Source organism: Wolbachia endosymbiont of Drosophila seguyi (assembly GCF_028981765.1).
Lineage (GTDB): Bacteria > Pseudomonadota > Alphaproteobacteria > Rickettsiales > Anaplasmataceae > Wolbachia > Wolbachia pipientis.
On record NZ_JAPQLM010000127.1, the window covers coordinates 1 to 19260 of the forward strand.

At 35.2% G+C, this 19260-nt stretch carries 22 protein-coding genes, 1 tRNA gene and 1 pseudogene; 9 read left to right on the forward strand and 15 right to left on the reverse strand.

Features of this window, described 5'->3' with window-relative positions:
* The 5 genes from OZD62_RS02920 to OZD62_RS02940 all read left to right on the forward strand — a co-directional run.
* Positions 1-167, forward strand: a 167-nt coding sequence (locus OZD62_RS02920; protein ID WP_275019324.1) for a transposase, incomplete at its 5' end; no start/stop codon positions are given.
* A gap of 152 nt (positions 168-319) precedes the next feature.
* Positions 320-395: transfer RNA gene (locus tag OZD62_RS02925), tRNA-Ala, on the forward strand.
* 212 nt (positions 396-607) lie between these two features.
* Positions 608-2083 carry a magnesium transporter MgtE N-terminal domain-containing protein gene (locus OZD62_RS02930; RefSeq protein ID WP_275019403.1) on the forward strand — a complete coding sequence of 492 codons (1476 nt, stop codon included), beginning with the start codon at positions 608-610 and terminating at the stop codon, positions 2081-2083.
* Between the two features lie 41 nt (positions 2084-2124).
* On the forward strand, positions 2125-2610 hold the full coding sequence (locus tag OZD62_RS02935) for a hypothetical protein (protein WP_010082371.1): 486 nt from the start codon (positions 2125-2127) through the stop codon (positions 2608-2610).
* 97 nt (positions 2611-2707) lie between these two features.
* Entirely contained in the window at positions 2708-3082 is a 375-nt protein-coding gene (locus tag OZD62_RS02940) for a hypothetical protein (protein WP_275019404.1), read from the forward strand.
* A 72-nt stretch (positions 3083-3154) separates the two neighbouring features.
* On the opposite strand, the gene ccmE is transcribed toward OZD62_RS02940, so the two are convergent.
* The 8 genes from ccmE to OZD62_RS02980 are packed head-to-tail and all read right to left on the reverse strand — an operon-like array spanning position 3155 to position 10271.
* Positions 3155-3547, reverse strand: coding sequence for a cytochrome c maturation protein CcmE (gene ccmE, locus OZD62_RS02945; protein WP_010082373.1), 393 nt, complete (start codon positions 3545-3547; stop codon positions 3155-3157).
* A complete protein-coding gene (locus OZD62_RS02950; RefSeq protein WP_010962957.1) occupies positions 3531-3668 on the reverse strand; it encodes a CcmD-like small membrane protein in 138 nt (45 codons plus the stop codon). The genes ccmE and OZD62_RS02950 overlap by 17 nt, the downstream gene beginning before the upstream one ends.
* Complete coding sequence (locus tag OZD62_RS02955; RefSeq protein WP_010082374.1) at positions 3665-4708, reverse strand: biotin--[acetyl-CoA-carboxylase] ligase; 1044 nt, start codon at positions 4706-4708, stop codon at positions 3665-3667. Before OZD62_RS02955 ends, OZD62_RS02950 begins: the two co-directional genes overlap by 4 nt.
* A 17-nt stretch (positions 4709-4725) precedes the next feature.
* Positions 4726-6090 carry an NADH-quinone oxidoreductase subunit N gene (locus OZD62_RS02960; protein ID WP_275019405.1) on the reverse strand — a complete coding sequence of 455 codons (1365 nt, stop codon included), beginning with the start codon at positions 6088-6090 and terminating at the stop codon, positions 4726-4728.
* A complete protein-coding gene (locus OZD62_RS02965) occupies positions 6087-7529 on the reverse strand; it encodes a complex I subunit 4 family protein (RefSeq protein WP_010962955.1) in 1443 nt (480 codons plus the stop codon). The genes OZD62_RS02960 and OZD62_RS02965 overlap by 4 nt, the downstream gene beginning before the upstream one ends.
* Before the next feature lie 3 nt (positions 7530-7532).
* Positions 7533-9380 carry an NADH-quinone oxidoreductase subunit L gene (nuoL, locus tag OZD62_RS02970; RefSeq protein WP_022626390.1) on the reverse strand — a complete coding sequence of 616 codons (1848 nt, stop codon included), beginning with the start codon at positions 9378-9380 and terminating at the stop codon, positions 7533-7535.
* 4 nt (positions 9381-9384) lie between these two features.
* Positions 9385-9693 carry an NADH-quinone oxidoreductase subunit NuoK gene (gene nuoK, locus OZD62_RS02975; protein WP_275019406.1) on the reverse strand — a complete coding sequence of 103 codons (309 nt, stop codon included), beginning with the start codon at positions 9691-9693 and terminating at the stop codon, positions 9385-9387.
* Positions 9684-10271 (reverse strand): NADH-quinone oxidoreductase subunit J, encoded by a 588-nt coding sequence (locus OZD62_RS02980; protein ID WP_010962952.1) that lies wholly within the window; start codon positions 10269-10271, stop codon positions 9684-9686. Before OZD62_RS02980 ends, nuoK begins: the two co-directional genes overlap by 10 nt.
* 192 nt (positions 10272-10463) lie before the next feature.
* Between OZD62_RS02980 and OZD62_RS02985 the strand changes: the two genes are divergently transcribed.
* Both OZD62_RS02985 and OZD62_RS02990 read left to right on the forward strand, forming a co-directional pair.
* Positions 10464-10892 (forward strand): WD_0964 family protein, encoded by a 429-nt coding sequence (locus OZD62_RS02985; RefSeq protein WP_010082321.1) that lies wholly within the window; start codon positions 10464-10466, stop codon positions 10890-10892.
* Between the two features lie 127 nt (positions 10893-11019).
* Positions 11020-12936: an ATP-dependent helicase gene (locus OZD62_RS02990; RefSeq protein WP_264338041.1), complete on the forward strand. Its 1917-nt coding sequence runs from the start codon at positions 11020-11022 to the stop codon at positions 12934-12936.
* Between the two features lie 223 nt (positions 12937-13159).
* Here OZD62_RS02990 and OZD62_RS02995 read toward each other — a convergent pair whose 3' ends face one another.
* The 5 genes from OZD62_RS02995 to OZD62_RS03010 form a co-directional block, all read right to left on the reverse strand.
* Positions 13160-13303: a Putative reverse transcriptase gene (locus OZD62_RS02995; protein ID WP_022626389.1), complete on the reverse strand. Its 144-nt coding sequence runs from the start codon at positions 13301-13303 to the stop codon at positions 13160-13162.
* 162 nt (positions 13304-13465) lie between these two features.
* Positions 13466-13777 (reverse strand): transposase, encoded by a 312-nt coding sequence (locus OZD62_RS06175; RefSeq protein WP_081420825.1) that lies wholly within the window; start codon positions 13775-13777, stop codon positions 13466-13468.
* Entirely contained in the window at positions 13720-13848 is a 129-nt protein-coding gene (locus OZD62_RS03000) for a hypothetical protein (protein ID WP_255317429.1), read from the reverse strand. Before OZD62_RS03000 ends, OZD62_RS06175 begins: the two co-directional genes overlap by 58 nt.
* A gap of 33 nt (positions 13849-13881) precedes the next feature.
* Complete coding sequence (locus OZD62_RS03005) at positions 13882-14085, reverse strand: IS5 family transposase (RefSeq protein WP_007549940.1); 204 nt, start codon at positions 14083-14085, stop codon at positions 13882-13884.
* Positions 14086-14176: 91 nt separating this feature from the next.
* Positions 14177-15343: an aspartate kinase gene (locus OZD62_RS03010; protein WP_010962950.1), complete on the reverse strand. Its 1167-nt coding sequence runs from the start codon at positions 15341-15343 to the stop codon at positions 14177-14179.
* Between the two features lie 135 nt (positions 15344-15478).
* Between OZD62_RS03010 and OZD62_RS06250 the strand changes: the two are divergent.
* Positions 15479-15655 (forward strand): annotated as a pseudogene (locus OZD62_RS06250) (WPE palindromic element domain-containing protein); the annotation flags it as partial.
* Positions 15656-15769: 114 nt separating this feature from the next.
* On the opposite strand, the gene OZD62_RS03020 reads toward OZD62_RS06250, so the two are convergent.
* The gene (locus OZD62_RS03020) at positions 15770-17236 is read right to left on the reverse strand and encodes a hypothetical protein (protein ID WP_275019407.1); all 1467 of its coding nucleotides are present in this window, start codon (positions 17234-17236) and stop codon (positions 15770-15772) included.
* A 135-nt stretch (positions 17237-17371) separates the two neighbouring features.
* On the opposite strand from OZD62_RS03020, the gene OZD62_RS03025 reads away from it, so the two are divergent.
* Complete coding sequence (locus tag OZD62_RS03025; RefSeq protein ID WP_275019408.1) at positions 17372-18646, forward strand: APC family permease; 1275 nt, start codon at positions 17372-17374, stop codon at positions 18644-18646.
* A 213-nt stretch (positions 18647-18859) separates the two neighbouring features.
* Here OZD62_RS03025 and OZD62_RS03030 read toward each other — a convergent pair.
* Positions 18860-19260: transposase (locus tag OZD62_RS03030; RefSeq protein ID WP_275019387.1), on the reverse strand; the 401-nt coding region annotated here is incomplete at its 5' end.

Below are 19260 nucleotides of genomic sequence, written 5' to 3' on the forward strand. Positions count from 1 at the left end.
AACAAGGGTTTAAAGTACAGCCAAGAAGATGGGTTGTAGAAAGGACTTTTGCTTGGGTTAATAGGAATAGGAGGCTATCGAAGGAGTATGATTTACTCACAACATCCACTGAGAATTTCATATACCTAGCTATGAGTAGGGTTATGTTAAAGAGGGAATATGCTTGAATTTACTAGTTTCCGGACAACCTCTAAGGAGACAAAAAAATAGAGAAGTGTGTACACCCTGCAGAATTTGTACACTATTTAGCAATAGCCTAATAGATAAATATTTCTTGCATTTCAGCCTGAGTGATTTATGCTTTAAGCAAGAATTACCTGGGGGTATAGCTCAGCTGGTAGAGCATCTGTTTTGCACGCAGAAGGTCAGCGGTTCGATCCCGCTTGCCTCCACCAGTCTATACAGCTCTAGCCGCCACAAAACCTGTCAAAGCAGCTTATTTTAATCTATGAGGATTTTATACTATTTCCCTGAAAATCTCTATTTCTTTTCGTAACTTTTCTCTACACAAGTAATGTTGGTTATTACAATTGTAATATATACTAACTTAACAATAAATTAATCAATAAATGTTAGAATACTAACAATTAATTTATTGGTAACGCCTATGAGTGGAAAAAAGCATGTTTTTAAGATGATACCTGGAAAAGAGGTGTTTAGAAAAACCCCGACTACAAGGATAAAGTGGCCTGAAGGTAATGATCCTACAATGCCTATTAAAAAAGTTGAGCTTGTATCGCTGGATGATAAAAACGATGTAGTACTAGGCTTATTGCCTATAAAACTTTGCAGCAGTTCTTGCCTAGACAGTTACATATGTCTGGAGGAAGAAAATGAAGGAAATCTGGTAGCCAAAGATTATAAAAGTGATTCTAACTTAGATTATGTAAAAAGTAACCATACATTTGTATATTACGGTAATGAGTTGGCTAAGTTATCATATACAAGAGAGCTTGTGCAGCCTTTCAAAACTATGTGTAGCAGTTCTATTAAATCAAAAAAATTGGAATACAAATATGTAACATGGGAAGATTCAGATACTGGCAACAATAAATATTATTTTTCAGACGAGGCAGGAAATATAATCGATTCACCTGACAATGAGGTATTACAAGACATTATGTTATACTACGGTGAGAGACATATAAGAGATGTGCTACTGTTGCTATCAAACGCGTTTACTAAAGTTTTTATTCAGGGCCTAACAGACGGCCAACTAAAAACTCTTGCCAATACTCTTAGTAACGAGCAACTGCAAAAAATAATTCCTGAACTGAGCTCAAGCCAGTTGCAGGCCTTAGCAGAGAACTTAACAGATGAACAACTCCAAGCTTTAGTGGATCATCTAGCCAATCACCAGCTAAAAACCCTCGCTCAGGAACTAAATCCAGAAAAGTTACAAATAATTGTTCCTATTTTAAATGATACTCAGCTTGAAGCTCTAGTGAGAAAATTAAATTCAGAGCAAGTAAAAGAAATTTTACCTCACTTAAAAGTGGATCAGTTCAAAGCACTTATTAAAACTTTAAATGACGAGCAATTTACAGTGCTTGCAAAAGACTTGGCTGAGCACCACTTGACAATACTCTCCAAAGAATTAGAAGGTGATCAGTTGAAAGCTTTAGTAAATAGTCTGCAAGAAGAACAACTGAAAGACTTAGTTAATAAGCTTGATCCTGAGAAACTCGAAGCAATTGCTCAGGATTTAACTGATTCTAATAAGATTCAGATTATCATTAAGTCTTTAGTTGACAACCCAGACAAACTTCAAGCTTTTGCTCGCAATATGTCTAATGAGCAGTTTAAAGAACTTTTGGATAACGTAGGCGCAGAAGAGCTTAAAGACATCATTCACAAACTGCCTTATGAGAAAGTGACAGCTGTGATCGGTGATCTCAGCAATCAAGATCAGTCTAAAGCTATTATTGATGCATTAAAAGGGAAACTTGACGAGCAGAGTAAACAGAACAAGGAAATGATTGAGATGCTCAAGCAAATCAAGGACGATATGCCAGGCATTGCAGAAGCTCCAGATTTTACAATAGTAGAAAACAATAACGATTCAATGCTACTTGTATGGTAGCAATTTATGAAAATCAATTTTTTTATAGGAGGTAACTTATTATGAGTAAAAACAATGTAGAATTATATTTTGGTGACGAGCCTTCAGACCAAAGTAAATTACTAAAACTTGAGAGCCCGGTTTTTACAAAACCAGATTTTGTAAAACCAAGTATAGATTCAGTAAAAATTCAGAATAAAGAAAAAGGTGCTAAGGAGTTAGATTTTGATATAAATCAGCCACTGGAAAAAATACCTATAGCGGAAATGAAGCAAACAGCCGCAGCTATAACATACCTTAAAAAGGTTTATGATGGCTTGATAGACAGTATTAATGAGTATAACACAAGTTTAAGCAGTAACATTACAACTGGCATAGTGGAGCCACTGTCAACAACTATATCAAATATAGGGAACAATACAACTGAAATAAAAAGTCAACTTCAAACTCTTCGAGATGAGCTTCAGGAATTTCGTGATGATCAGCCAGGCATTGCAGAAGCTTCCATATTCCCTCATGCTACTGGCGAAGAGAACGGGTTGCTTTAATAAAAAAGGTAATAGCTTGCTAGCTGTTACTCTTTCCACATACCACTTCAATGTAGCTGAATTGATTTTAAAATTATAATTTTTTATAGGAGTTAGCATGAATAATAGTAAACAAGAAAGCAAAAACGAACTTAAAGTAATAAGCAAAATAGAAGTTAACACCAAACCTAAAGGTTATGATGAAACAGTTGCGCGAAATCCAGCGCAGCTTGGTTATGTCCACAAAGCTTTAGATAAATTAATCGTAGAGCTGAACACGAAATTCGTTCCTGAATTGGATGATGTATTGCATAACAATAGCAACTCTATCAGTCAATTAAATGACATGCTAACAGAAGAAAGGAGTAAGCTTGACGAGCTAATTACAAAGGTTGGTAATGAAAATAGTGGTTTAGTACAGAGCCTGAATAACTTACAGACAAAAGTAGAGGAATTAGAAAACAATACCATTAATGAACCAGATTGGGGTTAAACTGGAAAGAGTAATAGTCTCTAGGCTGTGACTCTCTCTACATACCGTTTCAATACAGCCAGGTTAAGGAATCTATTTTAAAACTTTCGGCATATAGTTCTCATCATGTTTTGCAAACACTGTATCTGCAAGAAAAGTACTATTATCAAACATTTTACCTTGCACAACAACACCACTTTTTTCTGAAAACATTGGTGGAAGTATTCCCTGATATTTCACCATAACGCTCTTATTAAAATCTGTCATTTGAAAAATCACTTCACTTTCGTTGCGTATCACGCTATTTTCAACAACCATTCCACCAACACGGATTAGTTTTTGACCATTTGGTAAAACTATTGCCTCACTTACTGTATAGAAAAATGAGATATTTTCTTTGAGCGTTGTTAAAATAAAAAAAACTGCACAACTTAAAAAGCAGAAAATTCCTGAAGTTATAAGTAATCGCTTATGTTTCTTCTTCATGATTATCTTTCAGGCTTTCTAGAATTTTTTTACTTTTAGTATAACAAGAAATGGTAAAAATTAGCTCTCCAGCAATCAGCGTGAAACTAATAAGGTAAGCAAAAATTACATATGTATTCATAATGCATTATCAATAAATAACTCACCTGCATCAAAATAAATTAAGCTTCCATCCTTTTGCTGCAACACCAATTTACCACTTTTATCTATATCAGCAAAAATTCCTTCATACAATTTGTCAGCTAACTTTACACTGATTTGCTCATTCATTTTGAATGCTTTTTTTAACCACATTTCTCTTATAGCATAAAACCCATCAAGTAGCCATTGCTTTCTTAGCTTATTAAAATTTATTATTAATTTCTTTAACAGATCTATGTTAGACACAGACTCACCGTAATTGCTAATGCACGTTGTTCCTGGAAGTGGTGCATGACTGACATTAATTCCAATTCCTATAATGAGCCAATTCGAATTGGATCTTTTTTCAAGCAATATTCCACTTATTTTCTTGCCATCGATTAGAATGTCATTTGGCCATTTATACTGGAGATTTAGACCATTTATAAATGACAGTATAGCATTTCCAACAGCAAGAGCAGTAACAAAAGTCAATTCTGTTAATTTGCTAACTTGATTCATTAAACCTCTTTCTATCATCCCAGTATTTTCCCCAGTGCTTGACACATAACTATGCGAACATTGCAATTTGCAGGTGGTATGTGGTGTCATTCCAGTGCGTGACACTGGAATCCAGTTCTTATTACACAGTTGCCTGATGTGCCCATTTGTAATTAAGTTTTCTGGATCCCAGTGCCAGGCTACTCGGATGACATCATCCTTGGTGGGAATACCACAACGTTTGTACAGTTGTGTGCTTGACCATTCTTCTTGATTTCTAGATTCCAGCGTCACGCGCTGGAATGACACCGAAAGCTGGCTTTCATTCAGATAATCGTTAAAGAGGTTTATTACCAAACTTGCATAAAAATTACCCTCTGGAGAAATCCAGTTTTTTCCGGTGCGCCCCCTGCCTTCTGTTTGTTTATCAGCAACAATAATAGTTTCATTTGATATTCCTTTATCAATTAAATCCAACGCTTCTTTATTAGTGCTTGAAACTTTTTTGTAATGATGAATATGAAAACCCTCAGGGGTCACCTTGTCAGCCCTTTAGTTCAATGAGTGAGTAAAACGTACAAGAAAAGAACGAGGTTGATCAGCGAAGCCACCGAAGTGATAATGAATAGGCCCTTGGAATAAGCAACCTTATTACCACTAGCTTTATCGAAATACATAGCTTTTATAATATTTAGATAATAGTAACACGATACAACACTCGCCACCACAAGGGTCAAAGACAGGCTGATAAAGCCAGAATTTATTAAACTTTTGAATATAAAAAATTTAGCGATAAAACCTGCAAGTGGAGGTATTCCCGACATCGAGAGTAACAGTACAGAAAGATGAAATGCTACAATTGGGCGTTTCTTTCCTATACCAGATAAATTTGCAATATCACAATCTTCATCGTCAATTTGTACAAGATATGAGAATAGCCCTATGCTTGTGATGATATATATCACCAGATACATTAAGGCACTATCTGTTCCTGCTTGTGTAAAAATAGAAAGTGAAGCAAATATAAAACCAATGTGACCAATTGAACTGTAAGCAAGCAGCCTTTTAAAGTTTTGCTGACGTAAGGCCCCAAAAGCTGAGATAAGAACAGACAATGCTGAAACGTATAAGAAAATAGGCTGAACATAACTTTTTACATTTACTAACTCTTCATTCATCAATCGAATTAAAAATGTTACAAGTGCAGCTTTTGGGGCCGTAGAAAAAAACGCAGTTACTATGGTAGGTGCACCTTGATAGACATCTGGAGCCCACATATGAAAAGGAGCAATAGCAAGCTTGAAACACAAACCAATTAGGACAAAGACTAACCCAAAAACTATTCCATAAGTTATCTGATGGTTTTGCAAGAATGAACCGAGCTCAGAGAAATTGACTTGTCCTGTATATCCATAAAGCAGCGACATTCCATATAGCATAATGCAGGAAGATAATGCACTGAGTGTAAAATATTTCACTCCTGCTTCACATGAATAAATCGAATCTTTATTAAAGCTCGCAAGAACATACAAAGATATACTCATCAACTCAAAAGCTAAATAAAAAGAAATCAGACTATTTGCTGAAACCAAAGTTATCATGCCAAATAGCGCAAAAAGAATCAGCATTGAAAATTCATACTTATAGTCATATTTTGATAAATTCAGCATCAAAAGTATTAAAATTCCTGTGCTGAGAATTAACCCTTGGGCTGACCTGATGTATAAATTGAGTTTTAACAACGAATTAAAGAGAAAAATTTCATTGTTTTCTGCCGAAAGAATTAAAATAATCAAAGTTACCACTGTGCAGCCAAGTGCTAATAAGTTGATAGTTCTGCGGTTAAATATAATCCCAAGCAGCAGCAACACTAACGAGGAGATAATAGAGAACGTTTCCGGCAATATCTGTATATAATTCATAGCGCATTATATTTGACTAACAAATTTGCCATACATGGCTTCAAATAATTCAGTGCAAGGGTTGGGTAAAATCCAAGCAAAATAACAAACACTGCAAGCAGAATTAAGACAGAAAATTCTATGCTATCCAAACGGTTATTTAATAATTTAGAATAGCTAACCCCCCATATTATTTGCTTACATAAATTCAGCATATAAACTGCGCTTAAAATAGTGCCAAGTGCGATAAATCCTGTAAAAAACCCTATGCTCTTAAACATTCCAACCATAGCCAAAAACTCACCTGCGAACCCAGATGTTCCAGGTAGCCCTATTGAAGCCATTGAAAATAAAATGAACATAAAACCAAATTTTGGCATTGTGTTTACTATGCCAAAATATTTTGCAATCTCCAAAGTTCCAGTTCGAGTATATAGCATTCCAACACATAAAAATAAAGCAGCAGAAATAAGGCCATGACTAATCATTTGAAATATGCTACCCAGTACTCCTTCCTCACAAAATGAAAAGAGGCCAGCAGTAACGATCCCCATATGTGCTATTGAAGAATAAGCTATTAACTTCTTTATATCATCTTGAGCAAACGCAACTAGAGAAGCATATATCACCGCAATAATGCTCAGCACAACAACGAAATTTGAAAAATACAAACTTGCCTGAGGAAGCATTGGAATAGAAAACCTTAAAAATCCATATCCCCCCATTTTAATAAGCAAGCCAGCTAAAATCACAGATCCAGAAGTTGGTGATTGCACATGTGCATCAGGAAGCCAAGTGTGAAATGGAAACATCGGTACTTTTATTGCAAAAGAAATAAAAAATGCAATCCACAGCAATGACTGCACTTCAAGATCAAGGCTTGGCACTAATGTAGCTAATTTTTGTATATTAAACGTTCCAAAAATGTTATAGATGTAAACCAATCCAAGTAGAAATAATAATGAGCCAGTTAATGTATAAAGAAACAACTTAAACGTTGCATATACCCTGTGTTTTCCTCCCCAGATGCCAATAATAAAGAACATTGGTATTAAAACAGCTTCAAAAAACACATAAAAGCTTATAGCATTCAGTGAAACGAAAAAACCGACTACAAAACTCTCAAGCAGTAGAAACAATGCCATATAGGCTTTTAGGGTCGTATAACTCATTTTGCAGTTGTAGAGTATACAAATTACAAACAAGAAAGTTGTAAGCAGAAGGAAAAGCAACGATATACCATCTATCCCTATTCCAACATTTCTAATTGGGTAGCTGACAAACTGAAAGTCCGCATTGTTATAATCAAATTCTATACAAGCTACAATGCTAAGCAAAAATGGAAGTACAGCAAAAAATAGAGCAAGGAATCTTAAGTGTATAGATTGATGATTAATCCTGATTAAGGATAAAATCAACGCTCCTATCAGTGGAAGCAAGAATATACTAAGTAACAACACCTTCTATTTAATTCCAATAATATATAAAGCACCGATTATTAGAGTAACAAACATAATAAATGCATAATCAAATATATAACCAGTTTGTAACTTTATAGAACTTTTTGAACATTCATTAACCAACCTTACAACACCATTTGGTCCAAATGAATCAATAGCCTTAACATCAAACTTCCATAGAAGCCTAGATATAAACCTTATCGGTGCAATTATAACAAACTCATACACCTCATCAAAGTACCATTTATTCTGCAAAAACTTAAGTAAAAATTTACTCTTAATTTGCCTAATTACTTGATATTGGTAAATTAGGTACGCAAGTGCTATTCCACTTAGGCTTGCTAAGGTTGGCAGTAGTTTTATAAAGAAATTATGAACTCCATGCTCATCAATCATCACTAAACTTGATTTCCAAAACGCATTACTAGTTATGTTCAAAATATTTGCTCCCCATATTCCAGAAAATACTGATCCAAAAGCGAGTATCAGTAATGGTATAAGCATAATCTTTGGTGCCTCATGTATATTAATTTTACTTTGTTTTTGGCTGTGGAACACAAGAAGCAATAACCTCCAAGAGTAAAACGCTGTGAAGAATGCAACAACTAAGCTTATTACAAAAGCAAAGCTATCCGTGCTATAAGCATGTTCAATTATCAAATCCTTTGAATAAAAACCTGCAAATGGGAATATCCCAGAAAGCGCAAGAGATCCAATCCACATGAGAGCGTAAGTGCAAGGGATTTTCTTCCAGCAATTTCCCATTTTCTGAATGTTTTGCTCATGATGCATTGCATGAATCACATTGCCAGCACCAAGAAATAGTAGAGCTTTAAAAAAAGCGTGTGTCATTAAATGAAAAATAGCAACATTGTAAGCAGAAAGCCCACATGCCATGAACATATAACCAAGTTGACTGCAGGTTGAATAAGCAATTATTTTCTTTATATCGTTCTGAGTAATTGCAACGGTGGCTGCAAAAAAAGCAGTGAGTGCTCCAACGATAACTATTAATTCTCGTGCCACATTTGATAACTCAAACAATGGAGAACACTTTGCTACTAAAAATATACCTGCTGTTACCATCGTTGCTGCGTGAATAAGTGCAGAAACGGGAGTTGGCCCTTCCATTGCATCTGGCAACCAAACATGTAAACCAAGCTGTGCAGATTTACCCATACAGCCAATAAAAAGTAATATGCATATTATATGAGTTACTTTGAATTCACAGCAGAATGCCCTAATGTTCTGCGTGCCAAGAAGATCAGTTGTGTCAAAAACTTCAGTAAAATTCAAAGAGTGAAATGTATAATAAATAAGAAAGATTCCAATCAATAGTGCAAAGTCTCCTACCCTATTCACAACAAATGCTTTAATTGCTGCATTATTTGCAGAATATTTTTGGAACCAAAATCCTATGAGTAAATAAGAACATAGGCCAACCCCTTCCCAGCCAAAAAAAAGCTGCACGAAATTATCGCTTACAACCAGCACAATCATGCAAAACGTAAATAGCGATAGGTAAGAAAAAAACCTCGACTTCCCCTTATCATGCTCCATATAACCGATAGAGTAGAGATGTACTACCAGTGAAACGGTGGTAATAACAATAAGCATTAAGGATGAGAGAGCATCCACACTAATTGCCCAATTTACTTTTAAGATGCTCAATGAAAACAAAGGAAATAAACTCAAGTGATAATTTTCAGAGAAGGTGAGAAAAACATACCAAGATAAAACTGCAGATATTCCAATCCCTGCCGTTGTAACTAACTGACTTTTTCTAAAAAGTGCTGCAAATAGCGAACCAAAAAGTGGCAAAAATACTATTAATTTCAGTATATCCATCATACTTTCATTCTTTCATTAAATTTGCTTGTTCAACATCTATATTGCCACGGCTTCTATAATATACAACCAATATTGCAAGCTCAACTCCTGACTCTGCTGCCGCAACAGTCAACACAAACATCACAAAAATTTGCCCAACTATGTCATTCATAAAGGCAGAAAAAGCAACTAGATTGATGTTAATCGCCAACAATAATATTTCTATTGATAACAATATATTGATTATGCTCTTACGGTTGATGAAAATACCGCACACCCCAACAGTGAACAAAATAGCAGCAACTATCAAAAAATGATTTAATCCTATTTCCATTCCACTCCTTTTCCAAATTTAGCCTTAACCAATTTTACAGATGAAGATTGCGTCAATTGCTTTAATACATTCTGTTTTTTAACTCCTTTTTTCTTGTCCTGCAAAGTAAGAGCAATTGCACCGACAATTGCAACAAGTAGCAAAATTCCAGAAAGATGAAAAGCGTACATGTAGTCAGTGTAGAGCAAATTACCGATAGCTTTCACGTTATTGGCATTATAGTTTATAACATTACTTATATTCAGCGTTGAGCTGCGGATTACAAAACTGATAATCAAAAAAAACACACCACACAATATAGCACCAAGAGTGAAATGCTTCGCAAAACCCTGGCGCAATCTTATGTAGTCAATATCGAGCATCATAACTACAAAGAGGAACAACACTGCAACTGCACCGATGTATACTATCAGTACCATCATAGCGATGAATTCAGCTCCAAGGAGAATGAAAAGCACTGCAGAGTTAACGAAGGTGAAAATTAAAAATAATACTGCATGCACAGGATTTCTTACACTAATTACGCATACAGCAGATAAAATGCTAAGAATTGCAAAAAAATAAAAGAAAAAAGGCATTGATACTTTAACTGCAACAATAGTTACTAATTTAAAGTGACTATCGTTGTAAAGTCAATATTATATTAAACGTTTGAAAACATTGTACTACAAAGCTCCAGCTCCATTTTAAATTATTATACAGAGCGCTTTCTAAGTCCTTAATTTATCAATATATAATATGTGTATGTTAGTAATTAATGGCGGCTCAAAATGTACAACATATTTGGTTATTTTAAAAGCAACAATAGTTCTAACGCACAAAGTAGCAGACTAGATGGAGAAAGTTATCAATACACCACAAGAGACTATATGACAATTTACTTTAATAACACACTAGCAAGTTTCAGTAGATCATTGAGAGAATTTAAAGAAAAAGCGTATGGATTTATGTATGATATCGGAACTTGGTTGAAAGAAACATATGAAAATCTCACTGAACGACCTGCAACGCATAATCGCTATACCCCAAAAGAAAAACCCCTTGTTGAAGTTGAAGAAATAGAAATGAAGGAACTAAACCGTACATATAAGCCATTCCAAACTCCACTTATCCACCCAACAAGCAGAAGTTCTGGTGCCAATACCTCAAATCAAGTTGTTGTTACTCGACATACACCTGAAACTACTAAAACAAAATAGATGTAAAACCTACGTTTAAATATGTAGTACTTGAGTGAAGCATTCTTTAACTGTTCTATTCAATAAAACCTTTACAGTATTTCAATCATAGGTTTAACTTTACGAAGTTATAATCTATAGGGCTACGATGAACGATTATCTCTCACTGCTAAATCCAGAACAACAATCAGCTGTAACTAACATAGATGGACCAGTTTTGATACTGGCAGGAGCCGGGACGGGAAAAACAAGAACGATTACTTCAAGAATAGCACACATAATTAGAAACGGTCACGCTTATTCTGATGAGATATTAGCAGTTACATTTACAAATAAAGCAGCAAATGAGATGGTATCAAGGGTACTTGAGCTAACGGGCACAAACATACCATGGCTTGGCACTTTCCATGCAATTGCAGCAAAAATCTTGCGCCTGCACGCAGAAATTGTGGGCTTAAACCCCAATTTTACAATCATTGGTGTGGATGACCAATTACAGGTAATAAAAAATATTATCAATGAAATAAATCCTGATTACCTATCAGAAAAATGTAAGACCATTATGAATATTATTCAGCAATGGAAAGAGAAGTGCTTATTGCCATCTGAAGTGGAAGATATTCAATCATTTAGGCCAGTATATGTAACTGCACTCAAAGTCTATCACCAGTATCAGGAAAGGTTGAAATTCCTTAATTCTGTCGATTTTGGTGACTTATTGCTATATAACATACAGCTCTTTAATCAAAAGACCGAAGTTCTGTCCTACTACCAAAACAAGTTTAAATATGTTATGGTAGATGAATATCAAGATACAAATGCGATACAATATCTTTGGCTAAAATACCTTGCAAAAGAGCACTCAAATATTTGCTGTGTAGGAGATGATGACCAGTCGATATATAGTTGGCGTGGTGCAGAAGTTGAAAATATTTTGAAGTTTTCTGATGATTTTAAAAATGCAAAAACCGTTAAACTAGAGTGTAACTACAGGTCAACATCCCACATACTTGCAACTGCGTCATATGTTATCAATCACAATAAGACTCGCTTAGAAAAAAAATTGTGGACAACAAACATTGAAGGGGAAAAGGTAAATCTAATAAAATTATGGGATGGGAAAGCTGAAGCAAGGTTCATAAGCGAACAGATATTGAAACTCAATAAATACAGATTTAGTGACATTGCAGTGCTGGTAAGGGCCACTTTTCAAACTAGAGTTCTCGAAGAGTATTTTATAAAATATTCAATTCCCTACAAGATTATAAGTGGCGTAAAATTCTACGAACGTCAGGAAGTCAGGGATATAATTGCATATTTAAGACTTGTTACAAACAATAACGATGACTTAGCTTTCGAAAGGATAGTAAATCGGCCAAAAAGAAGCATAGGAGCTACAACTCTAAAGAAAATATACACGACTGCTCAGGATAACAAAATTTCTTTTTTTGAGGCAGCAAAAATATTAGTTAATAGTAATCAGGTAACCGAAAGAATTAAACTCTCACTCAACGATTTTTTAAATAAAATTAAAGCTTGGGAAGAAATAGTAAGCGTAAAACCACTGCATGAATTCGTTAAAATCGTAGCAAACCAATCAGGATATATTGAAATGCTTGAAAATGAGGAGGTAACAGGCTTAGCACGAATAGAAAATGTTAAAGAGCTCATCTCATCTTTAAAAAATTTCGATAATGCCACAACTTTCTTGGAGCATATAAGTCTGGTGATGGAAGTGGATAATATGAATAACGATGACACCGTATATGTTATGACTCTTCATGCAGCCAAAGGACTTGAATTCCCGTGCGTGTTTCTACCTGGTTGGGAAGAGGGATTATTTCCTCATCAAAGATCTTTTGATGACAAAAGTGGTAAAGCTTTAGAAGAAGAAAGGAGACTCGCATATGTTGGCATAACCAGAGCCAAAGAAAGGTTAATCATTTCATGTGCAGATAGGAGGGAAATTAACAACCAGTGGCAACCGATGCGCACTTCTCGGTTCATTAAAGAATTGCCAAGAGAAAATGTTGAGGTAATTAAAAGCAACATTGCCTACTGTTGAAGCTATAATTGCAGATAAACATATCTTACAAATCTGAATTACTTTAACTATATGTTTCTCCTGGCAAAAATTCTGTAACCGTTCACACTTAATTCTTCAATCTCATACCAATTTCTATTACATAACAAACAAATAGACAATAGAAGTGAGAAGGTTATACTAAGGCAGTATAATGATGGAGTTTTGGAATGGCATTGGTATCAGGTTGCAATTTTAGCTTACATTATGCCAATCTTTCTTCAATTGCTGCTCGCATAAATTCTGCCTGTCTTTTAGTTCTGCAGTGCACTATCGCATCATCCACATATCTTTCAAATGGTACTGTTGGGTGATTTTGTTTCATCCATATATCAAATGCATGGTGCATAAATATGTTTGAAATGATTGGGCTTATTGAACCTCCTTGCGGAACTCCTTTTTTCCCTAACTACCTTACTGCCATCTGCTTGCTGAATAGGGGATTTCATCCACCTTTCAACATACAGTATGACCCATTTGCAGTCTGTGTGCTTCTTGATAGCCTGCAGTGCTAAATTGTGGTCCAGATTGTCGAAAAATCCTGTAACATCAACAGCTTTCTTGGTAATCGTATCCTGTCTCCAATAAACAGCGGTTTTGCTATGTATCCTTGATCAGCAAAAAACTTACGTAAAGTTGGAGCCTTGTATTTAGCTTGAGTGAAAAGATTTAGAGCACCATCACGATCTTGAACACTTGCACTATGAACATCAGCCGCAATAATTAAGCCCACTGTATCTACAACAATATGACGTTTTCTACCCTTTATTTTTTTTTCAGCATCATATCCTCTGGATCCCCTTTTTGAGTGGTTTTTACTGATTGACTGTCAATTATTCCTACTGAAGGTGTTTCATTTTTACCAAACATTTTTCTTACCTCTTTTACTAGCATATTATGTATTTTTTCCAATTTGCCATTACTACGTCACCTGAGAAAATAGTCATACACCGTCTTCCATGGAGGAAAATCTTTCGGCAGCATTCTCCATTGACAACCACCTCTCATTATATACCTTATTGCATTAATAATTGTTCTGATATTGTGCTTTCTTGGCCTCCCTATCTTTCCTTGTGCAACATGTGGCTCCAAAATTTCCCATTCCTTATCACTTATATCACTTGGATACAATTTTCCCTCCTATTTTTTACTTACACTATCATATTTTTTTCCTCATTCCTTTTTAAGACATACTCTTAGACAACTGGACGTCAAGCCTATCCTAGTGCTGCATATCAAGCTCATACTCAGTATGTAAATCTTTGACTAAAGCTACAGCGCATTCTTTTTGAACAATTATACTGATTTTGATTTCAGATGTTGTGATAGCAAGTATTTCTATCTTTTTTTCGCTTAAAACCTTGAGTGTGCGGTGCATCACTTCAGTGTTAGACATAACACCAATACCAATTATTGAAATTTTAGCTACATTATCGTTTATAGCATAATTTTCATTCTTATTCAGTAACTTTTCCATTAAATCAATATCAAATTTGGAGATAACAAAACTTGACCCATGTATCATATCAATTTTAACGTTTGCTCCTGCTATATCTCTTAAAGTACGCAAGTTATTTGCAAGGTTAGTGAAAGTTACAAGAGCTTCATTAGTGCTATAAGTTATTCCAGTAATTAAGTATCTCTCTAGTACATCCCTTTTGTGTAGCACTGTGGTGCCTTCTACTTCCTTAAAAGTGGATAGCACTTGCACTTTAATGTTATGTTTCATTGCAAGTTGTACTGAACGATTATGCAGTATTTTAGCACCAGATGACGACATTTCCAACATTTCATCGTAAGAGATAAATTTGAGCTTGCGTGCCTTTGGAACAATTCTCGGGTCTGCTGTATATATTCCATCAATATCAGTAAAAATTTCGCAAGTTCTAACACCAAAGGCTACCGCGAAGGCAACTGCTGATATATCAGAGCCTCCTCTTCCAAAAGTAGTGATTCTATCATCATTTATACCCTGAAAACCAGCAATGATCGCAGCAGTATAACCCTCAGCAAAAGATCTTTTCACACGTTCAATCTTTATTGTTTTTATTTTAGACTCAGAATAAAAATCATCAGTTACAATTGGTAACTGCCAGGCAAGCCACGATTTAGCATTAACTCCGATCGATTGGAGAGTGATAGCTAATAGACCGCAAGAGATTTGTTCTCCTGCTGAAAGCATAACGTCATACTCTGATAACTCTTGTCTATAACTTAAATTTGAGATTTGCCTAGCCTGAAAAACCATTTGGTCAGTAAATCCTGCAACAGCAGATACAACAACGATTACATTACAACCTTTCTCAATATCGTTTTTTATCAAATTTGCAACTCGGTTTAAATCAGTTAGCGAAGTCCCACCAAATTTTTTTATGATTATTTTGTCCATAGTTACAATATAACTCTCTTCTGAAGAAAAATATAGTTTTTGTAGAGATAGCAGCTTGCAAGCCATTCAGAAAAGGGAAGACAAAGCTATAGCTAACGCGTCATACCACGATTCATTCCATAGCTGTACGAACATTCATTTTTGAAGGTAAATTGCACAGCAAATGGTGTCATCCCAGTGCCTAGACACTGGGATCCAGAAGACTTAATTTCAACCAAGTGGCTGCATAATAAAGGCTGGATTCCAGTGCCAAGCACTGGAATGACACCCTCCCTTGTGGAAATTGCTCTCAAATCACAATGTTCGTACAGCTATGGATTCATTCGCGGTATAGATTCCGCTAACTAGTAGCGGAATGACGAATTTGTTGTTTTAAAATTGTCAGTAAATCTAAGTCAGTTTAGCTATATAGCACGAACTAAACCACTAAGCAGCAGAAGAACTTGCATGACCTCCAAAAATTTTTTTTACTCTTTCAAGATAAGTAAGTGGTTCTGCAGGAATTTCTATCTCGTCTATCTTATAAGATATTGCTGCATCTATGACTTCATCTGTTATTAATTCTCTTAGCCTTTGTTTTATTTGCCCTCTCCGAATATGTTCTCCATAGTCGTTATAAAACTTTACATATAATTCCTTAAACACAAATTCTTTTATAGCATCTCTTGTATAAGAAATGCCATCCTTTACTTCATCACTCACGCTGCTCAAATCCACCCCAGAACTTGGTGAATACAAATTATCAAAATTTTCTTTCAAAACTTTTATTTTATGGTAGTGCTTATCCACATATTTCTCAAGAAATCTTTTAGTAGCATCACTAGCCAACTTTCCTATTGGCTGAGGCTCTAGTTGAGCTGCAAAATTATTTTCCGCTTTAAGACCACTTAATGCATAAATGATACGGTTGAGCATTCCAGGACCACATTGGCGATTACTTTCCTCAAAGCGAACCAGTAATATAGACTTCAATAATTCTATATCTGCATTTTGCTTTCTTGCCGCAATTAAAACTAAATTTATAGCCTGTGTCAATGTCAATCCGGTTTGTGAATCTGCCCAATTTACCCACTCCCCAGTTTCATAACCATCCAATCTTAGATAAGGTTCTATCATTCGTTTTTGCTGACTTGTTAAACCGCTTATATAACTTTTAAACTCTTCATCCAACTCATTTAACGGCGTACCATGTTCTTCCTTTAATTTTTTGGCACATTCAATAACGCTTTGCTGAAAACTTCTAGTATGAACGCTCTGACTACTAGTACCCACATCACTTACATTAAACAAAAAGCTTAGCTGCTTTACATTCAAACCCAAAGGTGAAAAGAGTTTTACTGATGGATATTTTATTAACTCAAGAAGTGCTACTGGAATTAGCAGTGCATAATTTAACAATAATAAACCAAAATTAAATATAAGAAACCCACGTAGAGCTGATACCTTTGATGCAATATACAAAAATGGAAGCTGTAGGTAATATATCAAGTGTATACTGAAGAATAAGATTTTGTCCTTTAATTTTATTGTTGGATCTTTATAAACCTCAAACAACATGCTATTGCTATCAATATTGTTGTTTTTAAAGGAGGTATAGTTGTTTATGATCTTCTCTTGCAAGGGAAGAAGCATTTTATTCAGGCAAATAAACGCAGCAATAACAATAAAACCTGTAGCCAAAAATGCTAGTGCAGGGCTAGAAGTGCTTGTAGATAAATAGGCATAAAGACCATCAACAATTAAGTTTTTGTATAATCTTTCAAAGGGACGAACTAGAATCGGGTCAAGGATATAGTTAACAAGAAGATTTAAATAATACACGAGAAACAAAAGTGCAATCAAAAATGCAATAATACTACAAACAACCAAAAATGCTTTTAATCTCGGATTCATAACCCCCTCTTAATAATCTGTTAATATAATCTATTTTAGGAATAAATTGAAAAAAATGCAAGTTTTTATGTTAAAAGATCAATTGAAATTTCTGAGTTTAGGGTATATTGTTAATCTATTTAGATAAGAATTATTGTGTCAAATAAAATAGGTTTTTGGGCTATTTTTGCCTTAGTGATTAGCAGCCAAATTGGCTCTGGAATTTTTATGCTTCCAATTAGCCTTGCTCCATATGGCATGTATAGCCTTATAAGCTGGATAATATCAGGGCTTGGTGCTATATCTCTTGCTTTAGTTTTTGCCTCACTCTGCGCAAAATTTCCGGAAACGGGTGGCCCTCACGTCTATGTAAAGCATGCTTTTGGCCCTGCTGCAGCTTTTTTTGTTGGTTGGACGTATTGGGTGATCTCATGGGTTAGCACAACAGCCGTAATAGTTGTGGGTGTTGGTTATCTTACACCATTTTTCCATGAAGATATTCAAAACGTACATCTGTTTTTAGAGATGTTATTACTTACAATTATTACACTAATAAATTTTAGAGGAGTAGCTACTGCTGGACGTGTTGAGTTTTTATTGACGGTGATAAAAATTTCTGTATTGCTTGTAATACCTATAGCAGCATTGTTTTTTTTTGATAGAAATAACTTCATCATAAGTGAAGAAATATCAAATCTTACAACATCGCAGATTCTTGCCCGTTCTACACTTATTACTCTATGGGGTTTTATTGGAGTTGAATTGGCAACAGCACCTGCAGGGTCAGTTGATAATCCAGCTAGAACAATACCAAGAGCTGTGGTACTTGGAACAATCTCTGTTGCTGTTGTGTATTTTATCAACAATCTTGCAATTATGGGATTAATAAATGGCAATGATTTAGCAAGTTCAAGAGCACCATATGTTGACGCAATAAAAATTATGGCCTCTGGCAATTGGCACTTGATTATTTCTATAACTGCGTTCATTTTTTGTGTTGGTACTTTAAACGCTTGGGTACTAGCTAGTGGACAAGTGGCCCTTGGCCTTGCAAAAGATAAACTGATGCCACAGTTTTTTGCTCAAAGAAACAAGCACGGTTCTCCTTTCTGGGGCATAACAACTAGCTCAGTTGGAACTGCAACTTTACTAATCCTCACTTCAAGCAACAATTTTGCTAAGCGGATCACATCAATTATCGACTTTTCTGTAGTTTCATTTTTATTTGTTTACCTTGCATGCAGTCTTGCTTTTCTCAAAGTTATTGTGCAAGAAAAGAGTTGTTACAAATTTTTAATTGGCAGTATAGCAACAACCTTTTGCTGCTGGGTAATATTTGAAACTTCTGTGAATACCTTGCTGATCGCAAGCTTATTCACTGCAAGTGGCGTACCTCTTTATTTATTTTGGTATCGCAGAGTTTCTGTATAGCAAATGTTATGTATCTGTTCAGCAGAGTGGCAAAATAAGGTAGACGAGAAAAGACAACTATAGGAAGAAATGGGTGTCATGCCAGTGCGTGACACTGGCATCCAGTTCTTTCGCGCAGTTCCATCAAAAACGTTGTAAAGGATTAATCGCTTTCGTGTTTACCAACTTAGTGCCCAATCTGGATCCCAGATACTGTCTCTGCTGTCAAACAAATTATCCAACAAAATTACAATTAAATGGTTGATTATTTTTAAGAATACCAAAAAAGACATGCATTAATTTTCGCATTAACGCAAGAACTATGACTTTTGGACATTTGCCTTTACTTGCTAGACGCTGACAAAACTTTTGAAAATGATTATTATGGTTTTTGACTACTATAGCTGGCATATAAAGAGCTTTTCGAATACGCTCAGATCCTATTTTGCATATGCAACTTCTCTTACTTACTGACGATCCCGATTGATAATGTCCTGGATTTAGACCAGCAAAAGCTGTAAATTGTTTAGCATTGTCAAAGTTATCAACTGATGGCATTTCTGCGACAACAGCAACAGCAGTAAGATATCCTATACCTTTTATAGTCTTAAGGTTTTCCACCATATTTTTTAGAT

What these genes read in the sequence shown, in the direction of transcription:
- OZD62_RS02930 (WP_275019403.1), top strand. Translation starts at nt 608, where the DNA reads ATGAGTGGAAAAAAGCATGTTTTTAAGATGATACCTGGAAAAGAGGTG.
- OZD62_RS02935 (WP_010082371.1), top strand. Translation starts at nt 2,125, where the DNA reads ATGAGTAAAAACAATGTAGAATTATATTTTGGTGACGAGCCTTCAGAC.
- OZD62_RS02940 (WP_275019404.1), top strand. Translation starts at nt 2,708, where the DNA reads ATGAATAATAGTAAACAAGAAAGCAAAAACGAACTTAAAGTAATAAGC.
- ccmE (WP_010082373.1), bottom strand. Translation starts at nt 3,547, where the DNA reads ATGAAGAAGAAACATAAGCGATTACTTATAACTTCAGGAATTTTCTGC.
- OZD62_RS02950 (WP_010962957.1), bottom strand. Translation starts at nt 3,668, where the DNA reads ATGAATACATATGTAATTTTTGCTTACCTTATTAGTTTCACGCTGATT.
- OZD62_RS02960 (WP_275019405.1), bottom strand. Translation starts at nt 6,090, where the DNA reads ATGAATTATATACAGATATTGCCGGAAACGTTCTCTATTATCTCCTCG.
- nuoL (WP_022626390.1), bottom strand. Translation starts at nt 9,380, where the DNA reads ATGATGGATATACTGAAATTAATAGTATTTTTGCCACTTTTTGGTTCG.
- nuoK (WP_275019406.1), bottom strand. Translation starts at nt 9,693, where the DNA reads ATGGAAATAGGATTAAATCATTTTTTGATAGTTGCTGCTATTTTGTTC.
- OZD62_RS02980 (WP_010962952.1), bottom strand. Translation starts at nt 10,271, where the DNA reads ATGCCTTTTTTCTTTTATTTTTTTGCAATTCTTAGCATTTTATCTGCT.
- OZD62_RS02985 (WP_010082321.1), top strand. Translation starts at nt 10,464, where the DNA reads ATGTACAACATATTTGGTTATTTTAAAAGCAACAATAGTTCTAACGCA.
- OZD62_RS02990 (WP_264338041.1), top strand. Translation starts at nt 11,020, where the DNA reads ATGAACGATTATCTCTCACTGCTAAATCCAGAACAACAATCAGCTGTA.
- OZD62_RS02995 (WP_022626389.1), bottom strand. Translation starts at nt 13,303, where the DNA reads ATGCACCATGCATTTGATATATGGATGAAACAAAATCACCCAACAGTA.
- OZD62_RS03000 (WP_255317429.1), bottom strand. Translation starts at nt 13,848, where the DNA reads ATGCTAGTAAAAGAGGTAAGAAAAATGTTTGGTAAAAATGAAACACCT.
- OZD62_RS03010 (WP_010962950.1), bottom strand. Translation starts at nt 15,343, where the DNA reads ATGGACAAAATAATCATAAAAAAATTTGGTGGGACTTCGCTAACTGAT.
- OZD62_RS03020 (WP_275019407.1), bottom strand. Translation starts at nt 17,236, where the DNA reads ATGAATCCGAGATTAAAAGCATTTTTGGTTGTTTGTAGTATTATTGCA.